Here is a 24,731-nt window from a genome sequence, read left to right on the forward strand (position 1 = left end):
TTTTCTAATGCATCCAATTCAATTATTTCAGAAGTTTTTTTATAAGTTGTTTCTTCCGGCCTTGTGTTTAAGCGGGATAAAGGTTTTTGCGCAGCAACATAGCAAGCTGGTGAACGAGCCTGTTGATATAAGCGGTGATTTTCGTGATTTTTCAAACACTTTATTTTTCGCAGACAGTCTGGCTTCTTTTAATCCCGAAACAGGAAGCGGACAGCTGAAATGGAAGAGAAACGAAGCATTTTCAGCGCACAATTTTAACAATTCCATGATCAGTTATAAACGGTCGTTCAGCAATGAATTTCCGGCGATCGAATATGCTCAGGATCCTGTTTTACCGTTTTCGGTAGAGTTCACCTCTGCACGAACAATCCGTGTTCGTGCAAATACCAGCATGCAGAAGACGGTTTCGGAGAACTCACTGATGTTGGTTAAAGAACCCGTTCAGGACAAATCCTGGAAGTATAGTAAAATAAATGGCGGGCATTTATATACAGGAGCCTATGGCTCGGTTACGATTTTTGAAAACCCATGGAAGATTGAAATCCGGGATAAAACCGGAAAACTTTTAACCCAAACACGCAGCAAAGCGGATGGGAAATCTTCTTATACCCCCAATTTGCCATTCTCTTTTGTTCGCCGCGCCTCAGATTATTCAAGAAGTATCGCGGCGGTTTTTTCTATGTCTCCCGACGAAAAGATATTCGGTTGTGGTGAGTCTTTTACCAAACTTGATAAAAATGGACAAAAAATAGTGCTTTGGACACATGATCCGAATGGTGTCGAAACCCAGACGATGTATAAGCCCATTCCCTTTTATTTGAGTTCGAGAGGTTACGGGATGTTTATGCACACTTCTTCACCAATCACTTGCGATTTTGGTGCAACTTACGGTGAGTCCAATGCCATGCAGATTGGCGACGAAAATCTGGATCTTTTTGTCTTTCTGGGAGAACCAAAAGATATTCTTGGTGCCTACACCGACTTAACCGGAAAACCAGAAATGCCGCCGCTTTGGTCCTTTGGATTGTGGATGAGCCGTATAACTTACTTTTCAGAACAGGACGGGCGTAACGTTGCGGACAAACTACGTAAGAACAGAATTCCTTCCGACGTAATCCATTTTGATACCGGATGGTTTGAAACTGACTGGAGATGTGACTATAAATTTTCGCCAAGCCGGTTTAGAGATCCTGCAGGAATGATTGGAGATTTGAAAAAACAAGGCTTTCATACTTCACTTTGGCAGCTACCGTATTTTGTTCCAAAAAATGATCTTTTCCCGGAAATTGTAGAAAAGGGATTGGCTGTTAAAAATGCCAACGGAACACTTCCCTATGAAGATGCTGTTCTGGATTTCTCGAATCCCAACACAATCAAATGGTATGAAGACAAAATAGGAGGTTTGCTAAAACTTGGTGTTTCAGCGATTAAAGTGGATTTTGGCGAAGCGGCACCATTGTCAGGCGTTTATGCTTCCGGCAGAACCGGTTTTTATGAGCACAATTTATATCCGCTCCGTTACAACAAAATTGTTTCTGAACTGACAAAAAAGTTGACTGGTGACAGAATAATCTGGGCACGAAGTACCTGGGCTGGCAGTCAGCGTTATCCGATTCACTGGGGCGGCGATGCAGAAACAACCGATAAAGGAATGCAGGCACAGCTTCGCGGGGGTTTGTCTCTGGGTCTTTCAGGTTTTACTTTCTGGAGCCATGATATTGGTGGTTTTACTATGAAAACACCAGAAGATCTGTATCGCCGCTGGCTGCCAATGGGTGTGCTCGCTTCGCATACCAGAACGCACGGACAGGCTCCAAAAGAACCTTGGGAATATGGGGAGGATTTTCAAATTTACTTCCGGAAAGCTGTCGAACTGAAATATAAACTGATGCCCTATATTTACGCTCAGTCAAAAATTGCATCTGAAAAAGGACTGCCGATGCTTCGGGCATTGTTTGTTGAATTTCCAAATGATCCGGGTTCCTGGCTTGTGGACAACCAATATATGTTTGGGTCGGATATCCTTGTCGCTCCGTTTTTTGAGACAGCCAAATCGCGTTCCGTTTACCTGCCAAATGGAACCTGGATAGACTACCAGACAAAGAAAGTTTATGAAGGTGGATGGCATGATATTGAATCCGGAGAGCTGGAAGTGATTATGCTGGTGCGCGAAGGTGCGGTGCTGGCGCAGGTCAAAGTTGCACAATCAACGGGGGAAATCGACTGGAAGAATATGGAACTGGTTAGTTTCGCCGGTAAATCGGATAACGCCACTGTTAAAATTTGCCTGCCGGCTGATAATTTGGTTAAAGAAGTTTTGCTTGTTAAAAAGGGGAATAAACTGGTTATTTCTAAAGATCCGTTTGAACGGAAAATTAATTGGATTTTGAAGTGAAATTGGTTAACAAATAAGCTACTTTTTGATACCCGGCGAATGCCAGCTGAAAACGTGATAGCTTGCAGGAATGTTTCCAACATTCTTAATTGCATGCATTTGGTTGCTAGCCTGGAAGATTACTGATCCGGGACCGACGGTTTTCATTTTTCCGTTTACCAGAGCTTCCAGCGTTCCTTCTTTAATGATGATAACTTCTTCTTCCTGATGTTTGTGGGGTGGATGGGAAGCTTCTCCGGGATTTAAAGTCGTTACATGGCATTCCAGTTCATCCAGGGTAGCGGTTTGTGAGCGAAAAAATGTCCGCACGGAGCCGGTTTTGGTCTGTTTGACAGTAATATCATTCCATTCAAATATAGCAGAATCCATGATGTCGATCGTTGAGTTGGCTATCAAAGTAGTAAATATCAAAATCGTTGTGAGCGATGCAACTACCAGATCTCTTTTAGTAATCATGACAAGTAAAATTATATAAATGAGTTGATTATTAAAATTTAAAGGATGACATATTATGAATATACTTTATGTTTGTATTCAGGCATGTTGGTTCAATCCCTGGGGTTAGCAGAAGTTTACAGTCAATAAAAATGAAGTATATAGCAATTCTAAGGGGCGTCAACGTTAGTGGCAAAAATATGATTAAAATGCCTGCGCTGGTTAAGGCTTTTGAAGATATAGGATTTGAAAGTGTTGCCGCATATTTGCAAAGCGGGAATGTTTTATTCTCTTCGGAGAATGGAAATGTTGCCGATTTGCAGAAGCGGATCACGGAGAAAATTGCGTTAGATTTTGGCTTCGATATCCCGGTAATTGTGTTTAGTTCTCAGTATTTGAGACAGGTTCGTAAAGATAATCCGTTCCTGAAAAAAGCGGATTTCGATTCTACCATGCTTCACGTCACTTTTCTGGCACAGGCACCTGATAAAACAAATTTGGAAAAACTGGATACGGCAAAATATCTCCCGGATGAATTTGTTGTAGACGAAAAGGTCATTTATTTGAATTGCCCAGGAGGTTACGGTACTACAAAATTTAATAACAACTTTTTTGAGAATAAACTAAAAGTAACCGCCACGACCAGGAATTGGAATACGGTGAATAAATTGGCTGAATTGAGCGGGGAATGATTTAAATTTCAGAAATTACCGTTCTACTCAGTTAGTATAGTTTTAAGAGAAGAATCGAAAATCTCAAACCATGGAAGATCAATCAAGACGTAAATTTTTGCAAAATGCCGGATTGGCAACCCTCGCTTCAGTTTCTCCTCTAGCCGCTGAACCGGAAAAAGTTAAAGAACTTTTTATTCACCACGTATATTTTTACCTGAAAAACAAAAACAATGCTCAGGATGAAGCTAAATTACTAGAGGGTTTGCATAAACTGGCCAAGGTCCCGACGATAGAATATGTTCATATTGGTACCCCAGCAGCGACAAGCCGTGATGTGATCGTGAAGGATTATACTTTTTCCTGGATGTGTTTTTTTAAGAATATCATTGAAGAAGAAATTTATCAAACCCACCCGATTCACCTTGACTTTATACAAGAGTATTCTCATTTGTGGGAAAAGGTGGTTGTCTATGATTCTATTGGGCCAAAGAAGGTTAGTTGATGCTGTGTTAAATATACACTTATATAAAGTTTTATCTTTCACTTGTTTCCGGTAACTGAAAACCCGGAATTATCAGGATTTTATGAACATCTTAGTTAGGAAACTATTAATTATTAGTTGTTCAAGTATTGTCATCTTTTGCCAATCCTTTGCGCAGAACGTCTCTACTGAAATTCGTTTAAATCAGATAGGTTTTTATCCGCAAAGCGAAAAAATTGCAGTCGTTCTGAGTGAAAATGCCGGTGACTTTCTTATTAAAGATGCAAAGTCCGGAAAAACTGCTTTTAAAGGAAAACTAAGTGATTTAAGAACCAATCAGCATTCGGGGAAAAGGAGCAGAGTTGCGGATTTTTCAGCTTTGAAGGAAAATGGAAAATACGTTTTGGAAGTCGTCTCTCTTGGAAAATCAAGCCCTTTCGACATCAAAGAAAACATACACAAACACATTGCCGTTGCAGCATTAAAAGGTTTTTACTATCAGCGGGCTTCAACCGATCTGCCAGAAAAATTTGCAGGAAAGTGGGCCCGTGCAAAAGGCCATGCGGATGATAAGGTATTGGTTCATGCATCTGCAATGTCTCCCGGCCGGCCTGAAAATTTTGTGATCAGTTCCCCAAAGGGGTGGTACGATGCCGGGGACTATAATAAGTATATCGTAAATTCAGGTATTACGATGGGGACCTTGCTGTCTATTTATGAAGATCATCCTGAATATTTTCAAACCTTTAATACCAATATTCCTGAAAGTAACAACGCTGTGCCGGATTTGCTGGATGAAGTGATCTGGAATCTTCGCTGGATGTTTACGATGCAGGATCCCGGCGACGGAGGGGTGTATCACAAGTTAACCAATCCGAAATTTGACGGAATGATTATGCCGGAAGACTGTAAAAACCCAAGGTATGTTGTTCAAAAAAATACGGTCTCGACACTTGATTTCGTGGCAGTTATGGCGCAATCGGCAAGGATTTTGAAAGGTTTCGATGCGCAGCTTCCCGGCCTGGCTGATTCCTGCATCACAGCTGCGGTAAAAGGGTGGGAGTGGGCTTTAAAAAATCCGGACATCTTTTATAATCAAAATGAAATCAATCAAAAATTTGATCCGGACATTGTTACCGGTGCCTACGGAGACAAAAGTGCAGCGGATGAAAAAATCTGGGCAGCAGCCGAAATGTATGCATTAACCGGAAAGGCAGACTATTTGAAAGATATCAATCTGGAAACGGACAAACCGCTGGCCTTACCAGCATGGAGCCAGGTAAAAACTTTGGGTTATTACACGCTTTTGCGTAATGCTGAAACACTAAAAATGGAATCACACCTCATTGCGGCGCTTAAAAAGTCTGTGTTAAATTTTTCGGAGGAGCTTCTTAAAGACTTAGAAAAACAGCCTTACCATACCGTAATGGGAAAGACAGCTAGGGATTATTCATGGGGAAGCAGTTCTGTTGCCGCAAATCAGGGGATTGCTTTGATTTATGCCTACAAACTTACACGTCAGCCAAAGTATCTGAATGCTGCGATAGGAAATCTAGACTATTTATTGGGCAGAAATGCAACAGGCTACTCTTTTTTAACCGGTTTTGGAACAAAACGGATTATGCATCCGCACCATCGGTTGTCTATTGCCGACAGGATTTCTGATCCGGTACCCGGGCTATTATCCGGCGGACCAAATCCTGGGCAACAGGATAAATGCACAACTTACACCAGCAAATTTGCAGATGAGTCGTTTACGGATAACGACTGCTCCTACGCATCCAATGAAATGGCCATTAACTGGAATGCTCCGATGGTTTATCTGGCCGCTGCACTGGATGCGATTTTAGGAAGCACCAAAGCAAAATAATTGCTCACGCTGTTTTTTTTGATGATTTTACCGGAACAGTCGGCGGCGTTTCGTTGTAGCCTTTGTTGTCGGTCATGTTATCCTTTTCGGAATTTTTAATAGAATCTTTTTTGACTACCCCCGGGGACTTTTCGGCATCATCTTCATGTCGTGTTTCATCATGGGGGCCGGATGGTGACGGACTACCGCCTTCAACCTCTTTGTTGTCTTTTTTCATAGCACTTTTGATTTGTTTATTTTTATATCTCAATTTTCATGCCGCAGCTGTTAGCGGTCGCAGGCTGGGAGTCTAAGTTGTCTGGTAGTTAACTTTCTACACTTTTCTCTTTTCATTTTAGTAAAAATCGAATTTTTTCTGGTATTTAGCGGCGCCAAGTAAACATAGAGAATATGAGTTTTGACGATAGCGATCCTGACTGGTTCGATGAAAGCGACGATGAGGACGATGATCCAACCGGAGAGGAAGACAACTTTAGTCATGAAAGGACAGATAATCTGCCTGTCATGATTAAGGCAAGAGAGATTTTTGAAATTGTTCATTCTCTGGTAGATACACTTCCCGAGGACAATGACCTTCATTTCTTACGGGAGCAGATGCTCACCGACGCAGCACTGATACCCGCAAAAGTAGCCGGCGCCGAAGGAGGTGATCTGTACACGTTGCGTATGGAAAATGCAGTGTTGATAAAACTTGCGGCACGCGCCCTGGTAACACATACCTACACCTGCAAGATGTTTAACCTGTCAAATGAACGATATCTGGAGCTTCTGAGAAACGCCATTGATGAATTCCGTGAGCTGTTTGTAGATTGGGTAAATACTTTCGACAAAAGTAATGACATCACTGATGAGTGGGGTGAGCTATTTAAATAGTAGCATTTTTTTGGTGCCGAACCTCCCTATAGCACATCTTTTTCTAAAAATGTCATCCAAGAATAATTTTAGAAATACCTTAAACCGAATCAGAATGCGTACCTTTTTGTTTTAAAACAAACTGAAAACGCCATGACAGCAACATCAGCCAGAACAGCTTTGCTGGTAGGTTCGACCGGATTGATCGGAGGTCAGCTGCTTACCAAGCTGTTACATTCTCCTTACTACGATAAAGTCATCGTCCTTACAAGACGCCCATCAAGACATACCAATACTAAATTAACAGAAGTAATATTTGATTTTGATAATCCGGATGCTCCTCAAATAAAGGCTGATGATATTTTTTGCTGCCTTGGTACAACCATAAAAAAGGCTGGATCCAAAGAAGCTTTTAAAAAAGTGGATCTTGAATATCCTCTAACTATTGCCACTTTGGCACAGCGCAACGGAGCAGAGAAATTTTTGATTGTAAGTGCAATGGGCGCCGATGCAGATTCCGGTATTTTTTACAATCAGGTTAAGGGACAGGTAGAGCAAGGTTTGATTTCACTTAAATATCCATCTCTTCATATTTTTCGTCCTTCCTTACTTCTTGGCGAAAGAGAAGAAACCCGTTTGGGAGAGAAAGTGGGCGAAGTACTCGCAACTGTTTTTAAACCAATTATGTTTGGGCCTCTAAAAAAGTACCGTGCAATCGACTCTGGGAAAGTGGCTAACGCCATGCTCGCTTTTGCTAAAAAGTCTGAAAAAGGTGTTTTTATTCACAATTCAGCTGAATTGCAGGCTTTTTAATCTATGGCTTCCAATTTAATTATCCGTAAAGCAGATAAGGCAGACGAAGTAGTCATCTATCAAATGATCTGCGGACTCGAAGATGTTATTTTGGATCGCCTTGCTTTCAATCATGTCTTTTTACAAAATATAAAAGCTACGAATATTACTTATTTCATTGCGGAGATCAGTAATATTCCGGTTGGGGTGGTTAGCTGTCACATCCAGCCTTTGCTGCATCATGCAGCCCTGGTGTCTGAAATTCAGGAGATGTATGTTGATCCTGCTTACAGATCACAATCAGTCGGAAAAGCGTTGATGGAACACGTTGTCAGTTTTGCAAAAAGTGAAGGTGCTGTTCAAATCGAAGTGACGTCCAGAAATACAAGGGAAGATGCCCACCGTTTTTACCAAAGGGAAGGTTTTGCCAAATCTCATGTGAAGCTGGTGAGATATTTTGACCAAAACGAATAAAAAAGCATCCCGCCACAGACAGGATGCTTTCCAAAATTACCCTAAACCTTCAACTGCCTTTTAGTATCTTCCTCCGCGCGCCCAGTTATCACCCCGGCGATCACTCAGCCTGTGCGTATTGACCATCAGTTTTCTGAGATCTTCTTTCAGAATGCGCGTTTCTCTGTTTGATAATCTTCCGCGACGGCTGAATGCGCGTTCCATACCTTCAATTCTCTCATATTCACGGATCAGTACGCTTGCTTCACGTTGAGATAAGCGGCGGGCACGAATGCCATCCGAGATACGCTGACGAGCTTCTCTTTGAATCATATTGATCTCAGAATCACGTCCGTTATTGTACTCATGGTAGTTGTTGTCCCGGTTGTCGTAACGGTGGCCGTCACGGCCGTCATCGTAACGGCGATCGTCCCTTGGGCCATACTGTGCGTTGGCACTTGTGAAACCTAATGCTAAAATTGCGGCTACAAAAAGTATCTTTCTCATGACTTCTAATTTTAAAGTTCATGGGTTAGAGAAGAAGAATCCGGCCGGGTTTAAAGGTTGATTGTTAACGGTTGTTAAGGGATGTGCGGGGCAGGGGACAGAGAGTTGAGGGATATAATTAAAAAACGAGTTAGCTTCTGATTATCAGGTTTTTGGAAATAAAATTATATTTTTTCGTAAAATGTTAATGGTTTGTTAAGTGAATGCGGTTTTAAAATTGTCAGGATAAAATTACTTTTGATCAAGTATATTTTGAATTGCTGACTGTGCCTCCGCCAGAATATCTTCTACTTTTTTTCCGGCTGGTTCAATGCCGGGAAGTGTTGTCCAGGAAAGTTTAGAAAATGATTTCAGGGGAAATATTCCTTTGGGGTTAAAACTTCCTGTGCCGTTTATTGCCACCGGAATGATTATTGCATCCGGCGCTCTTTTTAATAAGGTAGCTACACCACCTGCAACAAACGGTTTCATAATGCCGGTCGCAGTACGGGTTCCTTCCGGAAATATAATAGCTGAGCTTTTCTCATCTTGAATCAGTTTACCTAATCGTGCGATTTCGACAATAGCCTGTTTACCGTCTTTTCTGTTAATTAAAGCTGCGCCGCTTTTTCGAAGATTATAGGAAATGCTTGGCACTCCTTTTGCTAATTCTATTTTGGAAACAAAGCGGGGATGATACTTTCTTAAAAACCAGATAATTGCAGGAATATCAAATGTACTTTGATGATTGGCGACAAAAATTATGGGGCGATCTTCCGGAATTTCAGACTGTTTATTCAGTGTAATTCTAGCACCCGTGAGATATAAACCGTAGGTGAGAAAGAAGTTTAACCAGTCGACTGAAACCTTGTGTACTTTTTTGCCAAAAACATGAAATGCAATGATCTGAATTACATGAAAAACAAGCAGCGTTAGGCCGAAATGTATCAGATAAACAACACTGAGGATATAGTCGATGATTTTTTTCATTCCTGTTTTTTCTGCAAAAATAGTTTAAAAGAGTTGGGTTTAGTAAAATTTGTGGACCAGGAAATGAGAATTATCATGCAAAACTTACATTAAATTCCCGTACTTTGTGAAATTAGTAGTTAGAGTTTAAAATCGGATTAACAATGGAAACCGCACTTTCAGCAGAAAGACTAGAAGTCATGCAACATGTAGGAAAGGATTTGGACGCGCTGATGTCTGAATATCTGAAGCCAATTGAGGAAAACTGGCAGCCTACTGATTTTTTGCCGGATTCCAGCAAAGATAATTTTTTCAGTGAAGTAAAACTATTGCAGGAAAGCTGCCGTGATTTACCCTATGATTACATAGCGGTATTGATCGGAGATACAATAACAGAAGAGGCTTTACCTACATATGAATCCTGGTTAATGGATGTAATCGGGGTGGATCAGGTTGATAATCCCTCCGGCTGGTCGCGTTGGGTGCGTGCCTGGACGGCGGAAGAAAACCGTCACGGAGATCTTTTGAATAAATATCTATACCTGTCCGGTCGTGTAAATATGCGGGCCATGGAAGTTTCCACGCAGTTTCTTATTGCCGATGGTTTTGATATCGGAACTGACCGAGATCCTTACCGTAACTTCATTTATACTTCTTTCCAGGAGCTGGCGACAAACGTTTCTCACCGCCGTACTGCCACTTTAGCCAAGAAATTCGGAAATCCGCATTTGTCTAAAATTTGCGGCGTTATTGCTTCCGATGAAATGCGCCACGCAAAGGCATATAAGGCCTTCGTTAGCAGAATTCTTGCAGTTGACCCGTCTGAGCTGATGCTTGCACTGGATGACATGATGAGGAAAAAGATTGTGATGCCTGCACATTTTTTACGGGAAACCGGTGTGAAAATGGGAGACACCTTTGCACATTTTTCTGATGCAGCGCAACGTTTAGGCGTTTATACGACCAACGACTATATCGAAATTCTGGAAGCGCTGCTGCTTGAATGGGAAATAGGTTCTGTTCGGGATCTTAATGAAAAAGCGGAAAAAGCACGTGACTATCTGATGGCTCTTCCCGGACGTTTAAAACGCATTGCGGATCGTACAAGAATTCCTGAACTGCAATACGAATTCAGCTGGATTAAGTAAATTAAAATAAAGTAATAAGTCAGGACTGATCCTAAACCGGGAATTAGTCCTGACTTATTTTATACCAATGTTTTCGAATATTCATCAAAGCTTAATACTTTGATACTTCCCTGAGTAGGTGACAAATTTCCCCACACCCAGTTGTAATGTTCAACGAGTAATTCAGCCTTTAAGTGAGTTCTGTCCGCAGTTGTGTGTCCATCTCCAATCACAGCCAGATCATAATCTTTCACCAATGCTGACTGTATAGTTGCTTCCACACAAAAATCCGTAGCAGAGCCGGTAATCGTAATTTGATTAATCCCCTTCGCTTTTAGCAGCTGATCCAGTTCAGTTTGATAAAATGAATCATTGGCGGTTTTTGAAATGAAAATATCTTCCGGTTTCGTAACAATTTCATCCAATAGCTGCCACTCGTCCGTACCGGGAATGAAACAATCTTCCTTTGTCCCGTCATGCTGAATAATGACCACCGGGTATTGCAATGAACGGAATAAGTCCGAGAGATTGTTAATCCTCTCTATTACAAGATCCTTCTGGTGTCTCGGGGTTTCTTCCGTAAATGATCCCTTCTGCATGTCGATAATGAGTAGTGCCTTCATAATATTACCGACGGGTTAAATTATTCTGTTTCAGGATAAAGGTTATAGATTTCCAGGATATTTTTAAGGATTGATTCAAAACCAATTTCCAGATCAATCAGTTTTCCCGTGCGGATATCAAATACCCATCCGTGTACGATCAAACCTCTTTCTCTGTACGCCTCCTGCACTGCCGCCGTTTTAATAAGGTTGGTGCATTGCTCTAAAACGTTAAGTTCTACGAGTCTGTCATAGCGTTTGCTTTCATCACTTATTGCATTTAATTCGTCCTTATGTATCCGGTAAACATCCCGAATATTTCTCAGCCAAGGGTTAAGAATACCTAAATCGGCTGGCTGCATGGCGGCTTTGACACCTCCGCAGTTATAGTGTCCGCAAACAACTATGTGATTTACTTTTAAATGCCGGACTGCATAATTTAAAACTGTCATCACGTTTAAATCCACATTGTTGACAAGATTGGCAATGTTTCTGTGAATAAAGGCTTCACCAGGCTGGATTCCCATCAAATCCTCGGCTGTTACACGACTGTCCGAACAGCCAATGTATAGAAATTCAGGCTTTTGTCCGGATGCCAGATTTTCAAAATAGTGCTCGTCAGTTTCTAATTTTTGAGCGATCCATTTTTCATTATTTGCAAATACGCTTTCAATTTTCATGATTATTTGGTTGACGTTGTAAGTTTAAAGATTTAGAAAAGATGTGAGTTATCGAAATTCAAAATTAATCCAAAATTCAGCGCCCGCAAGTATCTTAACAGAAGCTTTTGGTAACTATAGATAATATTAAGTAAGAATTCTCTACCTGATCAGCATTATATTTCCCTCCTTTTTAATTTTTACTCCACGATCCGTAATGCCTTCAAGCTGATAGGTATATGTTCCGCTGACCGGCTCCGCGCCCTTATATCTGCCGTCCCACCCGATATCCGGTTGATTCGTAAAAAACACCACTTGTCCCCAGCGATTGTAAATTTTGAAATAGGACAAATTCGTAATTGCTTTTGTATTCAGATAAAGAACTTCGTTTTTTCCGTCACCATCGGGAGTAAAAGCAGTCGGCACATAAATCCATGCAGGCGGGACGACGTTGAGTGTTACCTGTGCACTTCCCACACATCCTTCTGCCGAAGTGACGGTAACATTGTATGTCTGGCTGGATAAAAGTGTTGCGAGCGGGTTTGAAATCTTTGGATTATTTAATCCTGATGGCGGCAACCAGCTATAACTGACTCCGGGCTGTCCGGCGAGAGTTGGAGAAGATGCGCTGAGCTGAAAAGGTATCTCCGGTTCTATATCTGTATCCGGTGTAACATTGACTTCAATATCAGGTACAACAAATATCGTTACTGTATCTGTTGTTACACAGTCATCTTTTTTTGCTTCCACAATAAATTGTGCGGTTGACTCCGGAGATGCTGTTGGATTTTGTAACGCGGCATTATCCAGACCATTAACCGGCAGCCAGCTAAAAGAAACCGCATTGCTCTTTGTTGGAAGTGGTATCTGCTGTCCTTTGCAAATCGTAGTATCTCCGATTGTTTGAACAAAAATGGATTCTACCGGTGCAATTTTCACTTCTTTGACCGATGAGCAATTATTTGCATCCTTGATATATATACGATAGGATGCCGGTTTAACCCTAAATTGAGCATTACTTTGATAATTTACCGAATCAATCGAATACTGAAACGGGGCAGCGCCTTCTACGGCTGTCAGGGTTATGGTGGCCAGGCTGTCTGTACAGGTTGCATCTTTTACTGAAGCTGTAAGATCCAAACTGCTGATAACTGCCTTTTTTGTATTATTGATTTTATTTCCGCAAACAGTATTGGTGATTGTAAGTGTTACATTTTTCTCGCCGGGCGTGTTCCAGTTTACCACATAGGGCCCCCGACCGGTACCTGATACAACAGTACCGCCATTCCAGTCCCATTCAAAGGAATAACCTGTTGATGATGCCGGTAATGAGCCAGTATAGTCAATAGTAATATTTTTAGGGTAACCGCAGCTTGGATTCGGATCAATCAGAAATTCGGCAGATGAGTTGATATTTGCATTATAACAAATGTTGTTAAAATCATTTTCCACATCTTTTGGTGAAGTGAAGGCATTGCTGAAAGACAAGTATGCAAAGTTTGCTTCACCGGATTCACAGGAAACCGCAGCATCGTCTCTGAATATGTAAATTGGAGTGCCAGCCTTCCCAGTGTACCTTTTTCCTGAATCATTGTAGGATACGAAAAGCGAATTATTTACATATACATCCATAATACCCGTCCGGCCGTTTCTGGTGAAAGTCAAAAGGTAATAGGTTGAATTATTGAAAAAAGGACACGGACCTGCAATTCCCTGAGGATAAAAATCAATACAGCGGTCAGCGGAGGCATTGCGGTTTTTGAAGTAAATCCCGTCATCAGACTGGCCGTTTGAAAAATCGATGATCCTGGCCCAGGTTGTACCCCAGTCCGTAACTTTCAGGTACAACTGGATTGTATAATTTTCTGAAATCGTGCCGGTTATATTGGGATAGGATAGTCCCCAGTTGCGGTTGGTGTGATAAACTTTACGCTGAGCGCCACACGGAAGAACATCTTCTACAAAATCACCTGCATTCGTTGACGCGCTGCATGTACCAAGCGCTTTAGCCGCACTCAGGTTCGGACCGCATTCAGGCGCTGAGATTTTAAAGTCTTCGTGAAGCCTGTATGAGTTTTTTTCCGGCTGCCCGTTTGCAAAGCACACCGAAAGCCAGGAGGCAAGAAGAAATTGTAAAATTCCTGGTTTCATAACGTAAGCTTTTCAATTGTAGCAAAAAATGATCTGCCGCTATCAGGGCATCTGACTTCGCCTTAGATGCGTTTCTTCAAACCGTAAATTACGCCATAGATTAGCAAAAAGTCAGCAACGAGGTAATTTATCTTTTTACAGATGATAATTGCTCAATACGAACATTATAAAATCCCACAAGAGAATTTGTGAATTATGTTAAATTGATGACAGACTCGTAAAAAAGTAAAGGAGGCTGACTTCTACAAGACAACCTCCTTACAGACAGATTTTGGGTTTTAATTATTTATGAGCGGAAGAGCGTCTGTTTTTATCATCCGTTTATCCTGCTGCTGTAAATTATCTCTGAATGACTCTGCGGATAAAGATGTAACACTTTTTACAGCTTCTGTTCTGCCATTTGTACCTGCCGGAACGCCCATAACATCCAGTGCCTTCCGGAATAATGTTTCGTTTTCGTTACCAAAAGCTTTGTAGGGAATGTTGGTGTCATCAATTTTAAAAGTTGGTGTCATACCGTTAACAGTGCCATAATCCGATTCTCCGTTTACATTGGCGGTCTGACCCAGCATCATATAAATTCCCCATTTCCAGCGATCCTGATCATCGCGTATCAGGGATCCGAAAAGATTTTTTCCAGCTGTATGATCGCCAATCGTGATTACTTCCATATAAGGTTTTAAACCATTAATTACCAATTCACTAGCCGATGCCGTTCCCTGAGAAGTAAGCACAAAAATACGGCTTAAATTGCTGCCCACATTATTGGCTTCGCTAAGAAAATTATAGTTAAGCGCATTAGCTCCCTTTGTTTTTTGCCAATAGGCCATGTACTTATCATTCCACTGTTCTTTGTAAAATACTTTGGAAGCGGATATGTTTTTTCCTATCAGAGAAGCGAGTGTTTTTGCAGAACTGATGTATCCGCCGGAGTTGAAACGCAGGTCAAGAACGAGTTCATTAATCCCGGCAGTTTTAAAATTGGCAAAAACCTGACGTAGCTCGTTGTCGTACTTATTTGCGTCAGCGTCTGTTCCGGGTACAAACTGGGTATAAACCAGATATCCTATCTTTTTTCCACTGGCAGACTTATCAATTACCGTTGAAAATGCAACCGGATCTTCATTAACAACAGCCTTGGTAACGCTGATATTGGTGGTGGTTGCTGTGATAGTAGTACCCGATAGGGTTCCCAGCGTAAATGTTGCGCTCTCACTGCTGCTAAGCAAACCGGAGTAATTATCTTTTGTCAGCTGCGTACCATTGACTTTCAAAATGATGTCACCTCTTTTTAACCCGGCAGTTTCAGCCGGACTTCCTTTAACGACCAAATTAAGAAATAAACCCAGGTTAGATTTTGCATCGTCGGTATATGAAAGCGAATAACTGATGCCAAAGATTTTACTTATACCATTAAAACTGTTTTCCAGTGCATCAATATCTTCGGTAACCATAGAAAATCGGTCGACACTCGAACGTTGGTAGATTAACTTTTCAAAATAGTCATTCGGATCAGTTTTAGTATCCAGTGTTCCCTCGGCAGGCATCTGGCTATACCAGAAATAGGCGTCTTTCATCATTTCATAAAGCCATGTATTAACCGCAGGGTAAGTGGCCGATGAAGCAGAATCTGTCTCATCAACCGGGTCGACCTGTTTGTCTTTACAGCTAAGGAAAACAGTTAAAATAGAAAAGACAATTAGCAGGTTGATCTTTTTAAAGTGTAACATGTTAAATCAGTTTTTATATTTAGGTAAACTGATGGTGCATAGGCCATTCATGATTTTCAGATATCTATTAACGTAACTATTTAACATTACGTATCATCGCTGAAAAGTGTGGCGGATATATTAAAAAAGCCCGAAACAAAAAAAGGTCCGGGAAGCCCCAGACCATTTTATTCACATAACATCCTTTTTAGTTTAGGTTAAATTTTTATGCTGCGGTCTGAAAGGCAAAGCCGGGCTGAACACCAAAAAGCAGGCATGTGCCTTTTCTATTTTGTCCTGAATCATGGCCGACGTTCTGCTTATTCAAAGCTGTTACTACCGTTTACTCAATTATTGTATCCGTTCACTCATTTGCGTAGAATTACGGTTTTTTGACAGTATCAGCTCGTCTAATTTTACAAGAAAAAAAATAGACGCTATGCAGAAGCTTATCAAAACAATCATTTCGGGATCCGCTTACACTGCGGTAATGTTAGTCCTATCTTGCGGAGGAAAGGACAGCTCTCCTAATCCTCTAAACTGCGGTTCCAATTCGGATAAGGTCAGCGCCGCTGCCATGACATACGTACAAAGTCCAACGAAGGCCAATTGCGAAGCCTACAAAAACGTGGTCAAGGATTTTTATAAAAGCTGCGCATCGTTTTATACGGGATCTGCCAAACAAGCGCTGGACGAATTTTTGGCTGAACCCTGTCCAAATTAACAGATGCTATTTGGCGGGTTAACCCGGTTTTGTTCATTTGCTAAAATGAACGTTCAACCCGGCTTTTTAGCCGGGTTGAACGTAAAGTCATATCCCTGTCAGGCCGTTAAAAAACTTCCTTGCCATAATTGCATATTCCAGCGGATTGGCTTTTGCCGGGTCCTGCTCTGCTTCAAGAACAATCCAGCCGGCATAATTACTGACTCTGATTACCTCAAACAGTGAAGGAAAGTCAATACATCCCTCCGTGTCACCGGGAACTGTAAAAACGCCTTGCTTAACGGCCGTCAGAAAGCTAAGTTTCTCTTTGTGCACTCGCTGCAAAACATCAGGGCGGACGTCTTTGAGGTGAACATGAGCAGTTCTTCCGATGTATTTTTCCAGTGCAGCAACCGGATCTTCACCTGCAAAGTAAAAATGTCCGCAGTCGTAGTTAAGAAAAACATTTTCCGGATCAGTCTCATTTAGCAAACGGTCGGTTTCTGCCACAGTCTGGATGCAGGTGCCCATATGATGATGAAAGGCAAGTTTCATTCCCCGGTCACGTGCAATTTTTCCAAGCTCATTTAATCCGAAAGTGAAGCTGTCCCATTCTTGGTTGGTGTTCAGCATGCCCTTTCCTTCAAATACCGGAACATTCATTTGCCCCTGACAGCTGTTTCCGGTTTCACCACCACCGATCACTTTTGCTCCCATTGTTTCCAGGAAATCAAGAAGTTCGGTAAATGACTTTTTGTTGTCTGCCAATGATTTTTTTGTCAGTTCATAGCTGTTCCATTGGTTACAAATCTGGAGGCCACGTAATTCTAATGCCTTACGCAGCACATTCGTGTCACGGGGAAATTTGTTTCCTACCTCACAACCCGTGAACCCGGCCAGCGCCATTTCGCTCACACATTGTTCAAACGTATTTTCTCCACCCAGTTCGGGCATGTCGTCGTTGGTCCAGTTGATAGGAGCAACGCCCAGTTTTATGTTTTCGAAGTTCATTTTAATTTATGGATTACGGAGAAAGGGACGAAGGAGAAGGGATCCTCCGGTCATTCACCCCAATTCCATTTTTATATAATCATTAAAATTGCTTTATTTTTGCAGGGTGAGATAAATCCTTCCTCCCTTTTCTACATTCCTCCCTTTCTCCCTTTCATAAAAATATCCTTTGCTCTTTTTTATTTTCTTTATAGGTTTCAAAAGCCTTCTGTACGGATGGAGAAGTGGATACCTCTGCAACCGGCACTTCCCACCAGGCGTGATAACCCTTTACGGTTCGGTACAAATTGGTTTCAATGTAAATGACTGTAGTCCGATCATTGATTTTAGATTGAGCCAGGGCTTCATCCAGCGACTTTTTATCTGTTGCCTTGATGACAATCGCACCTAAACTTTCTGCATTTTTTGCAAGGTCAACGGGTAGGAATTCGCCTGATAATTGGCCGGATTTTTCGTCACGATATTGATAACGTGTCCCGAACCTTTCACTGCCTATACTTTCGGAAAGTCCGCCGATGCTTGCGTATCCGTTGTTATTCAACAGCAAAATGGTAAATCTGATACCTTCCTGAATGGCGGTAACGATTTCATGATTGTTCATCAGATAACCGCCGTCTCCGCAGATCACATAAATTTCTCTCGTTGGATCCGCCATTTTCGCACCTAATCCGGCAGCGATTTCATAACCCATGCAGGAGAAGCCATATTCGAGGTGAAAGTTTTTAGGATCTGTGGCGCGCCATAACTTATGAAGATCACCAGGCGCGCTGCCGGATGCATTGATCATCACATCACGATCATCCATAAAACTGTTCAATGCACCAATGACAACAGCCTGATCTATTGGAGCGACAGTGCTGTTTCCTTCTTCATATATTTTAGTTACCTCATCATCCCAGGCTTTGTTAATATCCCGAATTTTCTGACGGTAAGTGCTCTCAACTTCAAAGTCTTCCAGCAGTTCAGTCAATTCTGCGAGGACCACCTTTGCATCTCCAACGACTGGCAATGCAGCATGCTTGAACGCATCAAACTCACTGATGTTGATATTAATAAATTTGACATCAGGATTTTTGAAAATGGATTTAGATGCAGTTGTGAAATCGCTGTAACGTGTACCTATTCCGATAACAATATCCGCTTCGTTGGCAATTTCAATCGCGTATTTTGTTCCCGTTGCGCCAAGACCACCGATGCTGTACGGCTGATCAAAACGAACGGCACCTTTTCCGGCAAATGTCTCACCAACAGGAATTCCTGTTTTAGCAGCAAACTGATGAAGGACTTCACAGGCATCGCTGTAAATTGTTCCGCCTCCTGCTACAATAACCGGATTTTTAGATTTTTTAATCCATGCTGCTGCTTCTTTCACAATGTCAGCATCGGGTCTTGGCCGGCCAATCTTCCAGACACGTTTTTTAAACAAATCTTCCGGATAATCGTAGGCGTGTGTTTGTACGTCCTGAGGCATGGATAATGTCACCGCACCCATTTCAGCCTGAGAAGTAAGTACACGCATCACCTCCGGCAGAGAATAAATGAGTTGTTCAGGACGGTTAATTCTATCCCAATATTTGGATACCGGTTTGAAACAATCGTTCACAGAAATGTCCTGAGTACCTGTACTTTCCAGCTGCTGTAAAACCGGATTTGGTTCACGTGAAGCAAAAATATCACCGGGAAGCAGCAATACCGGTAAGCGGTTGATTGTGGCAAGAGCAGCTCCGGTAATCATGTTAGTAGCTCCGGGTCCGATGGAAGTTGTACAGACAAACGCGCCGAGACGGTTTTTTACTTTAGCATAAGCAACAGCAGCATGTACCATCGACTGCTCGTTACGGCTCTGGTAATATCTGAAATCCGGATTTTCGTGTAACGCTTGTCCTAAGCCAGCAACATTTCCATGTCCGAAAATTCCGAAACAACCGCCGAAATAGGGCTGTTCGATTCCGTCTCTTTCAATATACTGATTTTTTAAAAATGTTATGGTAGCCTGGGCTACGGTTAATCTTCTGGTCATAACTGATGTTAAATGCTGTTTTTCAATTTTGAAATTCCGAAGCCATGCCCGCGCATCCGAAGAGATCAAACTTTTTTAATATGAACTTCTTATATTCATCCATGAAAGTTTTACCAGGCGTTGTCGGCGCAAATTCCTGTGGTTTGTCACGGAAAAATTCACGGTTTACCATCGTCCAGAGCAGCCGCATATCGGTTGCAATGTTAATCTTGCAAATACCCAGCGGAATTGCTTTTCTGATTTCGTCTTCCTGGACGCCTTTTGCATCCGTTTTAATTTTGCCTCCCGCAGCGTTAATCCGTTCAACAACTTCGGGACTCACATTGGAGCCGCCGTGCAGCACAAGCGGAAACCCGGGAAGCCTTGCCTGAATTTCTTCCAGAATGTGCAGCTGCAAACCCTGTCCGCCGGAAAATTTATAAGCACCGTGACTGGTTCCAACAGCAATAGCCAGACTGTCGCAATCGGTCGCCTTTACAAAATCCTCCACTTCCTGAGGGTTTGTGTAAAACGAATGAGCTGGATCAACGGTCAAATCATCTTCCACACCGGCCAAAACACCAAGTTCTGCTTCGACGCTGATATTCTTTTCATGCGCTTTTTCCACAACTAGTTTCGTCCTTTCAACGTTTTTGTCAAAAGCATCATGCGAAGCGTCGATCATCACCGAAGTGTATCCGCCCTTTTCGATGGCGTCTAAAATGTGCTCTTCATACCCGTGATCCATGTGAATGGCATATACCGTATCAGGATAAATTCTGGCTGCCGAAGCTATCATAGAAAGCAGCATATCTGCATTTGCATAATCTCTTGCAAAAGGTGTTGTCTGCACGATAAATGGTGCATTAGCCTGCTGCGCCGCTGCGAAAAGCCCATGAATTTCTTCCATAAAAAACACATTCACAGCCGGAATGGCATACCGGGCGTAACATTTTTGGAAGAGTTCTTTTGTTGTTATTAGCATTTAGCTATCAGCTTTTAGCAATTAATCGTTTCAAATTCTCAGCGCACTCTGCGCAAAACTCATTTACTCTGCGTGAAATTCCTACCAGAAAACAGTATACAAGGCTGCCAGTACACCACAGATAAAAATAGACCCCACTACAAAACTTCGCCCCGGACTAAACATGCCTCCATCAATTTCCAGACCTTTTGGATTGTTTTTACTTCTGGAATCAGCCAATGTCATGACGATAATGACGGCGCATAAAATCAAAAATATAATTCCCATGCGATCCAGAAAAGGGACTTCTGGCCAAAGAAACTTTCCGGCAGTTGAAAGCGGAATCGTAAGGAGGGCAGCAGTTAAAGCAGCGGCAGACGTAGTTCTTTTCCAAAACATTCCAAAGATGAAAATCGCAAACACGCCCGGTGTGATAAAACTGCTGTATTCCTGAATAAACTGGTAAGCCTGTTCCAAAACGCGCAGCTGTGGAGCGATGATAATTCCAATGGCCATCGCAACCCAAATGCTTATTCTGCCGATTTTTACCAGCTGAACTTCACTTGCTTTCGGGTTAATGTATTGTTTGTAAATATCAAGTGTGAAAATAGTTGAGATACTGTTTGCCTTGCCTGCAAGCGAAGCTACGATTGCAGCGGTTAAAGCGGCAAAGGCCATTCCTTTTAATCCTGACGGAAGCAAATTCAGTAAAACAGGATATGCATGATCCGGTTTTACCAATCCCGAAGGATCTAACATTTCCTGCTGAAACATCCCGTTTTGGTATAAAACAAAGGCAGCAATTCCGGGAATCACAACGATGATCGGTATCAGCAACTTTAAAACAGCTGCAAACAAAATCCCTTTTCTTGCTGTGGAAAGATCAGCTCCAAGACTGCGCTGTATGATATACTGGTTGCATCCAAAATAAGCAAGGTTGTTAATCCACATTGCCCCGATAATCACAGACAAACCCGGAAGGTCTTTATAAAAAGGGTTTTCTTTTGGTAAAATCATGTGAAAATGGCTGTCTCCCTGTTCTTTAAGTAAAGCAAGCGCATTAAATATGCCCGGTCTGTTGAAATGCTGAGAAACCAGATCGAGTGCAAGATAGGTTGTCGCCAGGCCGCCAAGGACAAGCACAATCACCTGAACAACATCGGTGTAGCCGATCACTTTCATTCCACCTATGGTAATGATCACCGCAAAAATTCCCAGCCCGACAATGCCGTAAGTGAAATCAAGGCCGGCAGTTACTTCCAAGGCCAGAGCACCCAGATACAGGATCGACGTCAGGTTTACAAATACATAAAGCAACAGCCAGAAAACGGCCATAATCGTTGCCACAGTAGGGTTATACCTTTGCCGTAAGAACTGCGGCATGGTATAAATTTTATTTTTCAGATAAACCGGCAAGATGAATACCGCTACCACGATAAGAGAAGCTGCTGCCATCCATTCGTAAGAAGAAATAGCCAGACCGATTGCAAACCCGGAACCGGACATTCCGATAAAATGCTCAGCTGAGATATTGGATGCAATTATGGAAGCTCCGATTGCCCAAAAAGTAAGCGAGCCTTCGGCCAGGAAGTAATCCGTGGAGCTTACTTCCTTTGATTTTTTCTTTTTGTAAATCCAGTAGCCATAAGCTGAAACACCGATCAGATAGATAAAAAAGACAACGTAATCCAGTGTTTGTAAACCTGTGTTCGACATTTAGGATATTGTATAATAAAAGTGAATATTAATTGTACTTTTCAAATTGCAAACGTTTGAAATTCGAAAAGTATGCAATGTAATACATTAGATTTGAAGGAAAGCGAGCCGTTAAACGTGGCTCAATTCCAGTATCTCATTTATTTGTACAATACGACCTTCCGTCAGCGATTTCATAGCTGCAATTCCGATTGCCGTTGCCATCAAACCGTCGTGTGCGTTTACAGGAGAAGGTGTGTCGTTTAACACACAGTCGATGAATGATTTCAGACAAGTCCGGTAGGCAGTTTCGTATCTTTCAAGGAAAAAGTGCAGCGGCAAGGAAATGTGTCCTCCATCGCTGTCAAAACGTACCAATGTGTCTGAGGTATTGTTTTCTGCCTTGGCCATTCCTTTTGAACCGAAAATTTCCAGGCGCTGATCATATCCGTAAACAGCTTTTCTGCTATTGTCAATCACACCGATGGCACCGTTTTCAAAAGTGAGAACGATTACTGCTGTATCGATATCGCCAAACTCCTTAATTTCAGGATGAATAAGCGCATCGCCTTTTACAAAAACTTCTTTTACCTCACTGCCAACAATATAGCGGGCCATGTCAAAATCATGAATGGACATATCAAGAAATATTCCGCCGGATATTTTAAGGTATTCTACCGGCGGCGGTGCGGGGTCACGGCTGGTAATTCTGAGGATATGTGGATCACCGATTTTATTTGCTTCTACAAGGCTTCGGACATTACTGAAATTGGCATCGAAACGACGGTTAAAGCCCAACATAAGTTTTACTCCGTTGTCTTCTACCGCTTTTTCAGCCGCCTGAATTGCTTCAATTGTTACGTCCAGCGGTTTTTCACAGAACACGTGCTTTTTCTGTATGGCCGCGGCCACTGTATAAGGCACATGAAAAGGAGTAGGGGAGCAGATTATAATCGCCTCAACATCCGGATGATTTATAACTTCATAGGCATCTGTCGTCACTGTTTTGACACCAAGGTTGTATGCAAAAGCATGCGACTCTTCCATTACATCCGATGCAATGATCACTTCCGCATCCGGCATGTGGTGCATCAGGTTACTGAGGTGAATCTGGCCAATCCGGCCCAGACCAATCACACCTGTTTTTAATTTCTTTGACATAGGTTCAGGTTTGTTAAAATATATAATGGGGATGGGAATTAGGGAGAAACCTACGCCCCTTTCGCGTCAGAACTTTCTGTTCCACTCTTTCAGCCACCGTTCGATGACTACTTTTGTTTGGGTGAAAAATTCTACGGCATGTTTTCCCTGGCCGTGCAAATCTCCGTAAAAGCTGTCCTTCCAACCTGAAAACGGAAATTGTGCAACAGGCGCGGCAACACCGATGTTGATTCCGATATTTCCCGCTTCGGCTTCATGGCGGAACTTGCGTGCGTTCAAACCGCTGCTGGTAAATACGCAGGCCATATTTCCATATCTGCCGGAATTAATAAAACGGATCGCTTCGTCTATCGTATCAATATGAACAAGGCTTAAAACGGGGCCGAAAATTTCAGTTGCCGCCAGTTCTCCGTCCAGAGGAATATCTTCAATAATGGTGGGTGCAATAAAGTTTCCCTGTTCAAAACCAGGAACCTGAACATTACGGCCGTCAACAATCACGCGTCCGCCTTCCTGAATCCCTTTATCGATTAAGTGATTAACTCTGTTTTTACTTTCTGCGGTAATAACCGGTCCCATTTGTACCTCACTATCCAATCCAAATCCGGTTTTACGTGTTTTAACAGATTCAACCAGACTTTCAGTAATATCCTGATGATCACCGACTGTGATAATGGTAGACGCGGCCAGACAACGCTGTCCCGCGCAGCCATATACGCTGTCAATAACAATCTGGGTAGTCATGTCAATATCTGCATCCGGCAATACGATGACCGGATTTTTCGCTCCGCCCTGCGCCTGAACACGTTTTCCGTTTGCTGCACCCTTGGAATACACATATTTTGCCACATTGGAAGAACCCACAAAACTGATTCCCTTGATAACCGGATGTTCAAGAATCGCGTCAACAACTTCACGGCCACCTTGTACCAGACTTAAAACTCCCTTTGGAAAATCGAGCTGATGCATCAAACCGACGATTTTTGTCATAGTCAGCGGTACTTTTTCAGAAGGTTTGATAATATAGCTGTTTCCGCAGGCCAAAGCATACGGTAAAAACCAGAACGTGATCATTCCCGGAAAGTTGAACGGTGCAATACATGCGCAAACTCCCAGCGGCTGACGAATCATATACTCATCAATACCTTTTGCTATGTCTTCGGAAAATTCGCCCTGCATCATGGCGGGCATTCCGCAGGCATTTTCTACGTTTTCAATTGCGCGGATCATTTCGGCTTTCGCTTCCAGAAAAGTCTTGCCGGATTCCAATGTGATTGTTTTAGCAATATCATCGAGGTTGTCTTCCAGCAATGTTTTTAGTTTAAAAAGATATTGAACCCGTTTCGAAACCGGGGTTCTTCTCCATTCCTGAAATCCTTCATCTGCGGCAGCGGACGCATCAGCCACATCCTGCCCGTTACCAAAGGGAACCTGAGCCAATACTTCCTGCGTAGCCGGGTTAACCACGTTCATAAACTGGTCTGAATGACTATCCACCCACTGCCCGTTGATGTAATTCTTTAATTTTTCCATTATAATATTT

23 protein-coding genes are annotated in these 24,731 nt (G+C 42.3%); 9 read left to right on the forward strand and 14 right to left on the reverse strand.

Features of this window, described 5'->3' with window-relative positions:
- The first annotated feature begins 7 nt into the window (after positions 1–7).
- Positions 8–2,395: a glycoside hydrolase family 31 protein gene (locus tag E0F88_RS15290; protein ID WP_131959141.1), complete on the forward strand. Its 2,388-nt coding sequence runs from the start codon at positions 8–10 to the stop codon at positions 2,393–2,395.
- Between the two features lie 18 nt (positions 2,396–2,413).
- On the opposite strand, the gene E0F88_RS15295 is transcribed toward E0F88_RS15290, so the two are convergent.
- Complete coding sequence (locus tag E0F88_RS15295; protein WP_131959142.1) at positions 2,414–2,851, reverse strand: cupin domain-containing protein; 438 nt, start codon at positions 2,849–2,851, stop codon at positions 2,414–2,416.
- A gap of 131 nt (positions 2,852–2,982) precedes the next feature.
- On the opposite strand from E0F88_RS15295, the gene E0F88_RS15300 reads away from it, so the two are divergent.
- From E0F88_RS15300 to E0F88_RS15310, 3 genes are all read left to right on the forward strand, one after another.
- Positions 2,983–3,522 carry a DUF1697 domain-containing protein gene (locus tag E0F88_RS15300; protein ID WP_165940074.1) on the forward strand — a complete coding sequence of 180 codons (540 nt, stop codon included), beginning with the start codon at positions 2,983–2,985 and terminating at the stop codon, positions 3,520–3,522.
- A gap of 70 nt (positions 3,523–3,592) precedes the next feature.
- Complete coding sequence (locus E0F88_RS15305) at positions 3,593–4,006, forward strand: Dabb family protein (protein WP_131959144.1); 414 nt, start codon at positions 3,593–3,595, stop codon at positions 4,004–4,006.
- 82 nt (positions 4,007–4,088) lie between these two features.
- Positions 4,089–5,855, forward strand: a complete 1,767-nt coding sequence (locus tag E0F88_RS15310; RefSeq protein ID WP_131959145.1) for a glycoside hydrolase family 9 protein — start codon at positions 4,089–4,091, stop codon at positions 5,853–5,855.
- A gap of 4 nt (positions 5,856–5,859) precedes the next feature.
- On the opposite strand, the gene E0F88_RS15315 is transcribed toward E0F88_RS15310, so the two are convergent.
- On the reverse strand, positions 5,860–6,072 hold the full coding sequence (locus tag E0F88_RS15315; RefSeq protein ID WP_131959146.1) for a hypothetical protein: 213 nt from the start codon (positions 6,070–6,072) through the stop codon (positions 5,860–5,862).
- Positions 6,073–6,245: 173 nt separating this feature from the next.
- Here E0F88_RS15315 and E0F88_RS15320 point away from each other — a divergent pair, with 173 nt between their 5' ends.
- The 3 genes from E0F88_RS15320 to E0F88_RS15330 all read left to right on the forward strand — a co-directional run bounded on the left by E0F88_RS15320 (position 6,246) and on the right by E0F88_RS15330 (position 7,973).
- Positions 6,246–6,728, forward strand: a complete 483-nt coding sequence (locus tag E0F88_RS15320) for a hypothetical protein (protein WP_131959147.1) — start codon at positions 6,246–6,248, stop codon at positions 6,726–6,728.
- A gap of 132 nt (positions 6,729–6,860) precedes the next feature.
- Complete coding sequence (locus tag E0F88_RS15325; protein ID WP_131959148.1) at positions 6,861–7,520, forward strand: oxidoreductase; 660 nt, start codon at positions 6,861–6,863, stop codon at positions 7,518–7,520.
- 3 nt (positions 7,521–7,523) lie between these two features.
- On the forward strand, positions 7,524–7,973 hold the full coding sequence (locus E0F88_RS15330; RefSeq protein ID WP_131959149.1) for a GNAT family N-acetyltransferase: 450 nt from the start codon (positions 7,524–7,526) through the stop codon (positions 7,971–7,973).
- A gap of 60 nt (positions 7,974–8,033) precedes the next feature.
- Here E0F88_RS15330 and E0F88_RS15335 read toward each other — a convergent pair whose 3' ends face one another.
- Both E0F88_RS15335 and E0F88_RS15340 read right to left on the reverse strand, forming a co-directional pair.
- The gene (locus E0F88_RS15335) at positions 8,034–8,459 is read right to left on the reverse strand and encodes a hypothetical protein (protein ID WP_131959150.1); all 426 of its coding nucleotides are present in this window, start codon (positions 8,457–8,459) and stop codon (positions 8,034–8,036) included.
- A 231-nt stretch (positions 8,460–8,690) separates the two neighbouring features.
- Complete coding sequence (locus tag E0F88_RS15340; RefSeq protein WP_131959151.1) at positions 8,691–9,428, reverse strand: lysophospholipid acyltransferase family protein; 738 nt, start codon at positions 9,426–9,428, stop codon at positions 8,691–8,693.
- 143 nt (positions 9,429–9,571) lie between these two features.
- On the opposite strand from E0F88_RS15340, the gene E0F88_RS15345 reads away from it, so the two are divergent.
- Entirely contained in the window at positions 9,572–10,555 is a 984-nt protein-coding gene (locus E0F88_RS15345; protein ID WP_131959152.1) for an acyl-ACP desaturase, read from the forward strand.
- A gap of 59 nt (positions 10,556–10,614) precedes the next feature.
- On the opposite strand, the gene E0F88_RS15350 is transcribed toward E0F88_RS15345, so the two are convergent.
- The 4 genes from E0F88_RS15350 to E0F88_RS15365 all read right to left on the reverse strand — a co-directional run bounded on the left by E0F88_RS15350 (position 10,615) and on the right by E0F88_RS15365 (position 15,676).
- Complete coding sequence (locus tag E0F88_RS15350) at positions 10,615–11,157, reverse strand: cysteine hydrolase family protein (protein ID WP_131959153.1); 543 nt, start codon at positions 11,155–11,157, stop codon at positions 10,615–10,617.
- Positions 11,158–11,177: 20 nt separating this feature from the next.
- Positions 11,178–11,816 carry a carbonic anhydrase gene (locus E0F88_RS15355; RefSeq protein WP_131959154.1) on the reverse strand — a complete coding sequence of 213 codons (639 nt, stop codon included), beginning with the start codon at positions 11,814–11,816 and terminating at the stop codon, positions 11,178–11,180.
- Positions 11,817–11,957: 141 nt separating this feature from the next.
- Positions 11,958–13,946, reverse strand: coding sequence for a T9SS type B sorting domain-containing protein (locus tag E0F88_RS15360; RefSeq protein ID WP_131959155.1), 1,989 nt, complete (start codon positions 13,944–13,946; stop codon positions 11,958–11,960).
- Between the two features lie 278 nt (positions 13,947–14,224).
- Complete coding sequence (locus E0F88_RS15365; RefSeq protein WP_131959156.1) at positions 14,225–15,676, reverse strand: S41 family peptidase; 1,452 nt, start codon at positions 15,674–15,676, stop codon at positions 14,225–14,227.
- Between the two features lie 418 nt (positions 15,677–16,094).
- On the opposite strand from E0F88_RS15365, the gene E0F88_RS15370 reads away from it, so the two are divergent.
- Entirely contained in the window at positions 16,095–16,379 is a 285-nt protein-coding gene (locus tag E0F88_RS15370) for a hypothetical protein (RefSeq protein WP_131959157.1), read from the forward strand.
- Between the two features lie 87 nt (positions 16,380–16,466).
- On the opposite strand, the gene iolE is transcribed toward E0F88_RS15370, so the two are convergent.
- The 6 genes from iolE to E0F88_RS15400 form a co-directional block, all read right to left on the reverse strand.
- Positions 16,467–17,369: a myo-inosose-2 dehydratase gene (iolE, locus tag E0F88_RS15375; protein WP_131959158.1), complete on the reverse strand. Its 903-nt coding sequence runs from the start codon at positions 17,367–17,369 to the stop codon at positions 16,467–16,469.
- A gap of 154 nt (positions 17,370–17,523) precedes the next feature.
- Positions 17,524–19,389, reverse strand: a complete 1,866-nt coding sequence (iolD, locus tag E0F88_RS15380) for a 3D-(3,5/4)-trihydroxycyclohexane-1,2-dione acylhydrolase (decyclizing) (protein WP_131959159.1) — start codon at positions 19,387–19,389, stop codon at positions 17,524–17,526.
- Positions 19,390–19,411: 22 nt separating this feature from the next.
- Positions 19,412–20,353: a class II fructose-bisphosphate aldolase gene (locus E0F88_RS15385; RefSeq protein ID WP_131959160.1), complete on the reverse strand. Its 942-nt coding sequence runs from the start codon at positions 20,351–20,353 to the stop codon at positions 19,412–19,414.
- An 81-nt stretch (positions 20,354–20,434) separates the two neighbouring features.
- Positions 20,435–22,048: a sodium:solute symporter family transporter gene (locus E0F88_RS15390; protein ID WP_131959161.1), complete on the reverse strand. Its 1,614-nt coding sequence runs from the start codon at positions 22,046–22,048 to the stop codon at positions 20,435–20,437.
- 111 nt (positions 22,049–22,159) lie between these two features.
- Complete coding sequence (iolG, locus tag E0F88_RS15395; RefSeq protein ID WP_131959162.1) at positions 22,160–23,188, reverse strand: inositol 2-dehydrogenase; 1,029 nt, start codon at positions 23,186–23,188, stop codon at positions 22,160–22,162.
- Positions 23,189–23,254: 66 nt separating this feature from the next.
- A complete protein-coding gene (locus E0F88_RS15400) occupies positions 23,255–24,721 on the reverse strand; it encodes a CoA-acylating methylmalonate-semialdehyde dehydrogenase (protein ID WP_131959163.1) in 1,467 nt (488 codons plus the stop codon).
- Positions 24,722–24,731: the final 10 nt, after the last annotated feature.

The organism is Dyadobacter psychrotolerans (assembly GCF_004349265.1).
In the GTDB taxonomy this organism is placed as follows: domain Bacteria; phylum Bacteroidota; class Bacteroidia; order Cytophagales; family Spirosomataceae; genus Dyadobacter; species Dyadobacter psychrotolerans.

Coding starts and splice junctions, on each gene's coding strand:
- E0F88_RS15290 (WP_131959141.1), top strand. CDS start 8: ATGCATCCAATTCAATTATTTCAGAAGTTTTTTTATAAGTTGTTTCTT.
- E0F88_RS15295 (WP_131959142.1), bottom strand. CDS start 2,851: ATGATTACTAAAAGAGATCTGGTAGTTGCATCGCTCACAACGATTTTG.
- E0F88_RS15300 (WP_165940074.1), top strand. CDS start 2,983: ATGAAGTATATAGCAATTCTAAGGGGCGTCAACGTTAGTGGCAAAAAT.
- E0F88_RS15305 (WP_131959144.1), top strand. CDS start 3,593: ATGGAAGATCAATCAAGACGTAAATTTTTGCAAAATGCCGGATTGGCA.
- E0F88_RS15310 (WP_131959145.1), top strand. CDS start 4,089: ATGAACATCTTAGTTAGGAAACTATTAATTATTAGTTGTTCAAGTATT.
- E0F88_RS15315 (WP_131959146.1), bottom strand. CDS start 6,072: ATGAAAAAAGACAACAAAGAGGTTGAAGGCGGTAGTCCGTCACCATCC.
- E0F88_RS15320 (WP_131959147.1), top strand. CDS start 6,246: ATGAGTTTTGACGATAGCGATCCTGACTGGTTCGATGAAAGCGACGAT.
- E0F88_RS15325 (WP_131959148.1), top strand. CDS start 6,861: ATGACAGCAACATCAGCCAGAACAGCTTTGCTGGTAGGTTCGACCGGA.
- E0F88_RS15330 (WP_131959149.1), top strand. CDS start 7,524: ATGGCTTCCAATTTAATTATCCGTAAAGCAGATAAGGCAGACGAAGTA.
- E0F88_RS15335 (WP_131959150.1), bottom strand. CDS start 8,459: ATGAGAAAGATACTTTTTGTAGCCGCAATTTTAGCATTAGGTTTCACA.
- E0F88_RS15340 (WP_131959151.1), bottom strand. CDS start 9,428: ATGAAAAAAATCATCGACTATATCCTCAGTGTTGTTTATCTGATACAT.
- E0F88_RS15345 (WP_131959152.1), top strand. CDS start 9,572: ATGGAAACCGCACTTTCAGCAGAAAGACTAGAAGTCATGCAACATGTA.
- E0F88_RS15350 (WP_131959153.1), bottom strand. CDS start 11,157: ATGAAGGCACTACTCATTATCGACATGCAGAAGGGATCATTTACGGAA.
- E0F88_RS15355 (WP_131959154.1), bottom strand. CDS start 11,816: ATGAAAATTGAAAGCGTATTTGCAAATAATGAAAAATGGATCGCTCAA.
- E0F88_RS15360 (WP_131959155.1), bottom strand. CDS start 13,946: ATGAAACCAGGAATTTTACAATTTCTTCTTGCCTCCTGGCTTTCGGTG.
- E0F88_RS15365 (WP_131959156.1), bottom strand. CDS start 15,676: ATGTTACACTTTAAAAAGATCAACCTGCTAATTGTCTTTTCTATTTTA.
- E0F88_RS15370 (WP_131959157.1), top strand. CDS start 16,095: ATGCAGAAGCTTATCAAAACAATCATTTCGGGATCCGCTTACACTGCG.
- iolE (WP_131959158.1), bottom strand. CDS start 17,369: ATGAACTTCGAAAACATAAAACTGGGCGTTGCTCCTATCAACTGGACC.
- iolD (WP_131959159.1), bottom strand. CDS start 19,389: ATGACCAGAAGATTAACCGTAGCCCAGGCTACCATAACATTTTTAAAA.
- E0F88_RS15385 (WP_131959160.1), bottom strand. CDS start 20,353: ATGCTAATAACAACAAAAGAACTCTTCCAAAAATGTTACGCCCGGTAT.
- E0F88_RS15390 (WP_131959161.1), bottom strand. CDS start 22,048: ATGTCGAACACAGGTTTACAAACACTGGATTACGTTGTCTTTTTTATC.
- iolG (WP_131959162.1), bottom strand. CDS start 23,188: ATGTCAAAGAAATTAAAAACAGGTGTGATTGGTCTGGGCCGGATTGGC.
- E0F88_RS15400 (WP_131959163.1), bottom strand. CDS start 24,721: ATGGAAAAATTAAAGAATTACATCAACGGGCAGTGGGTGGATAGTCAT.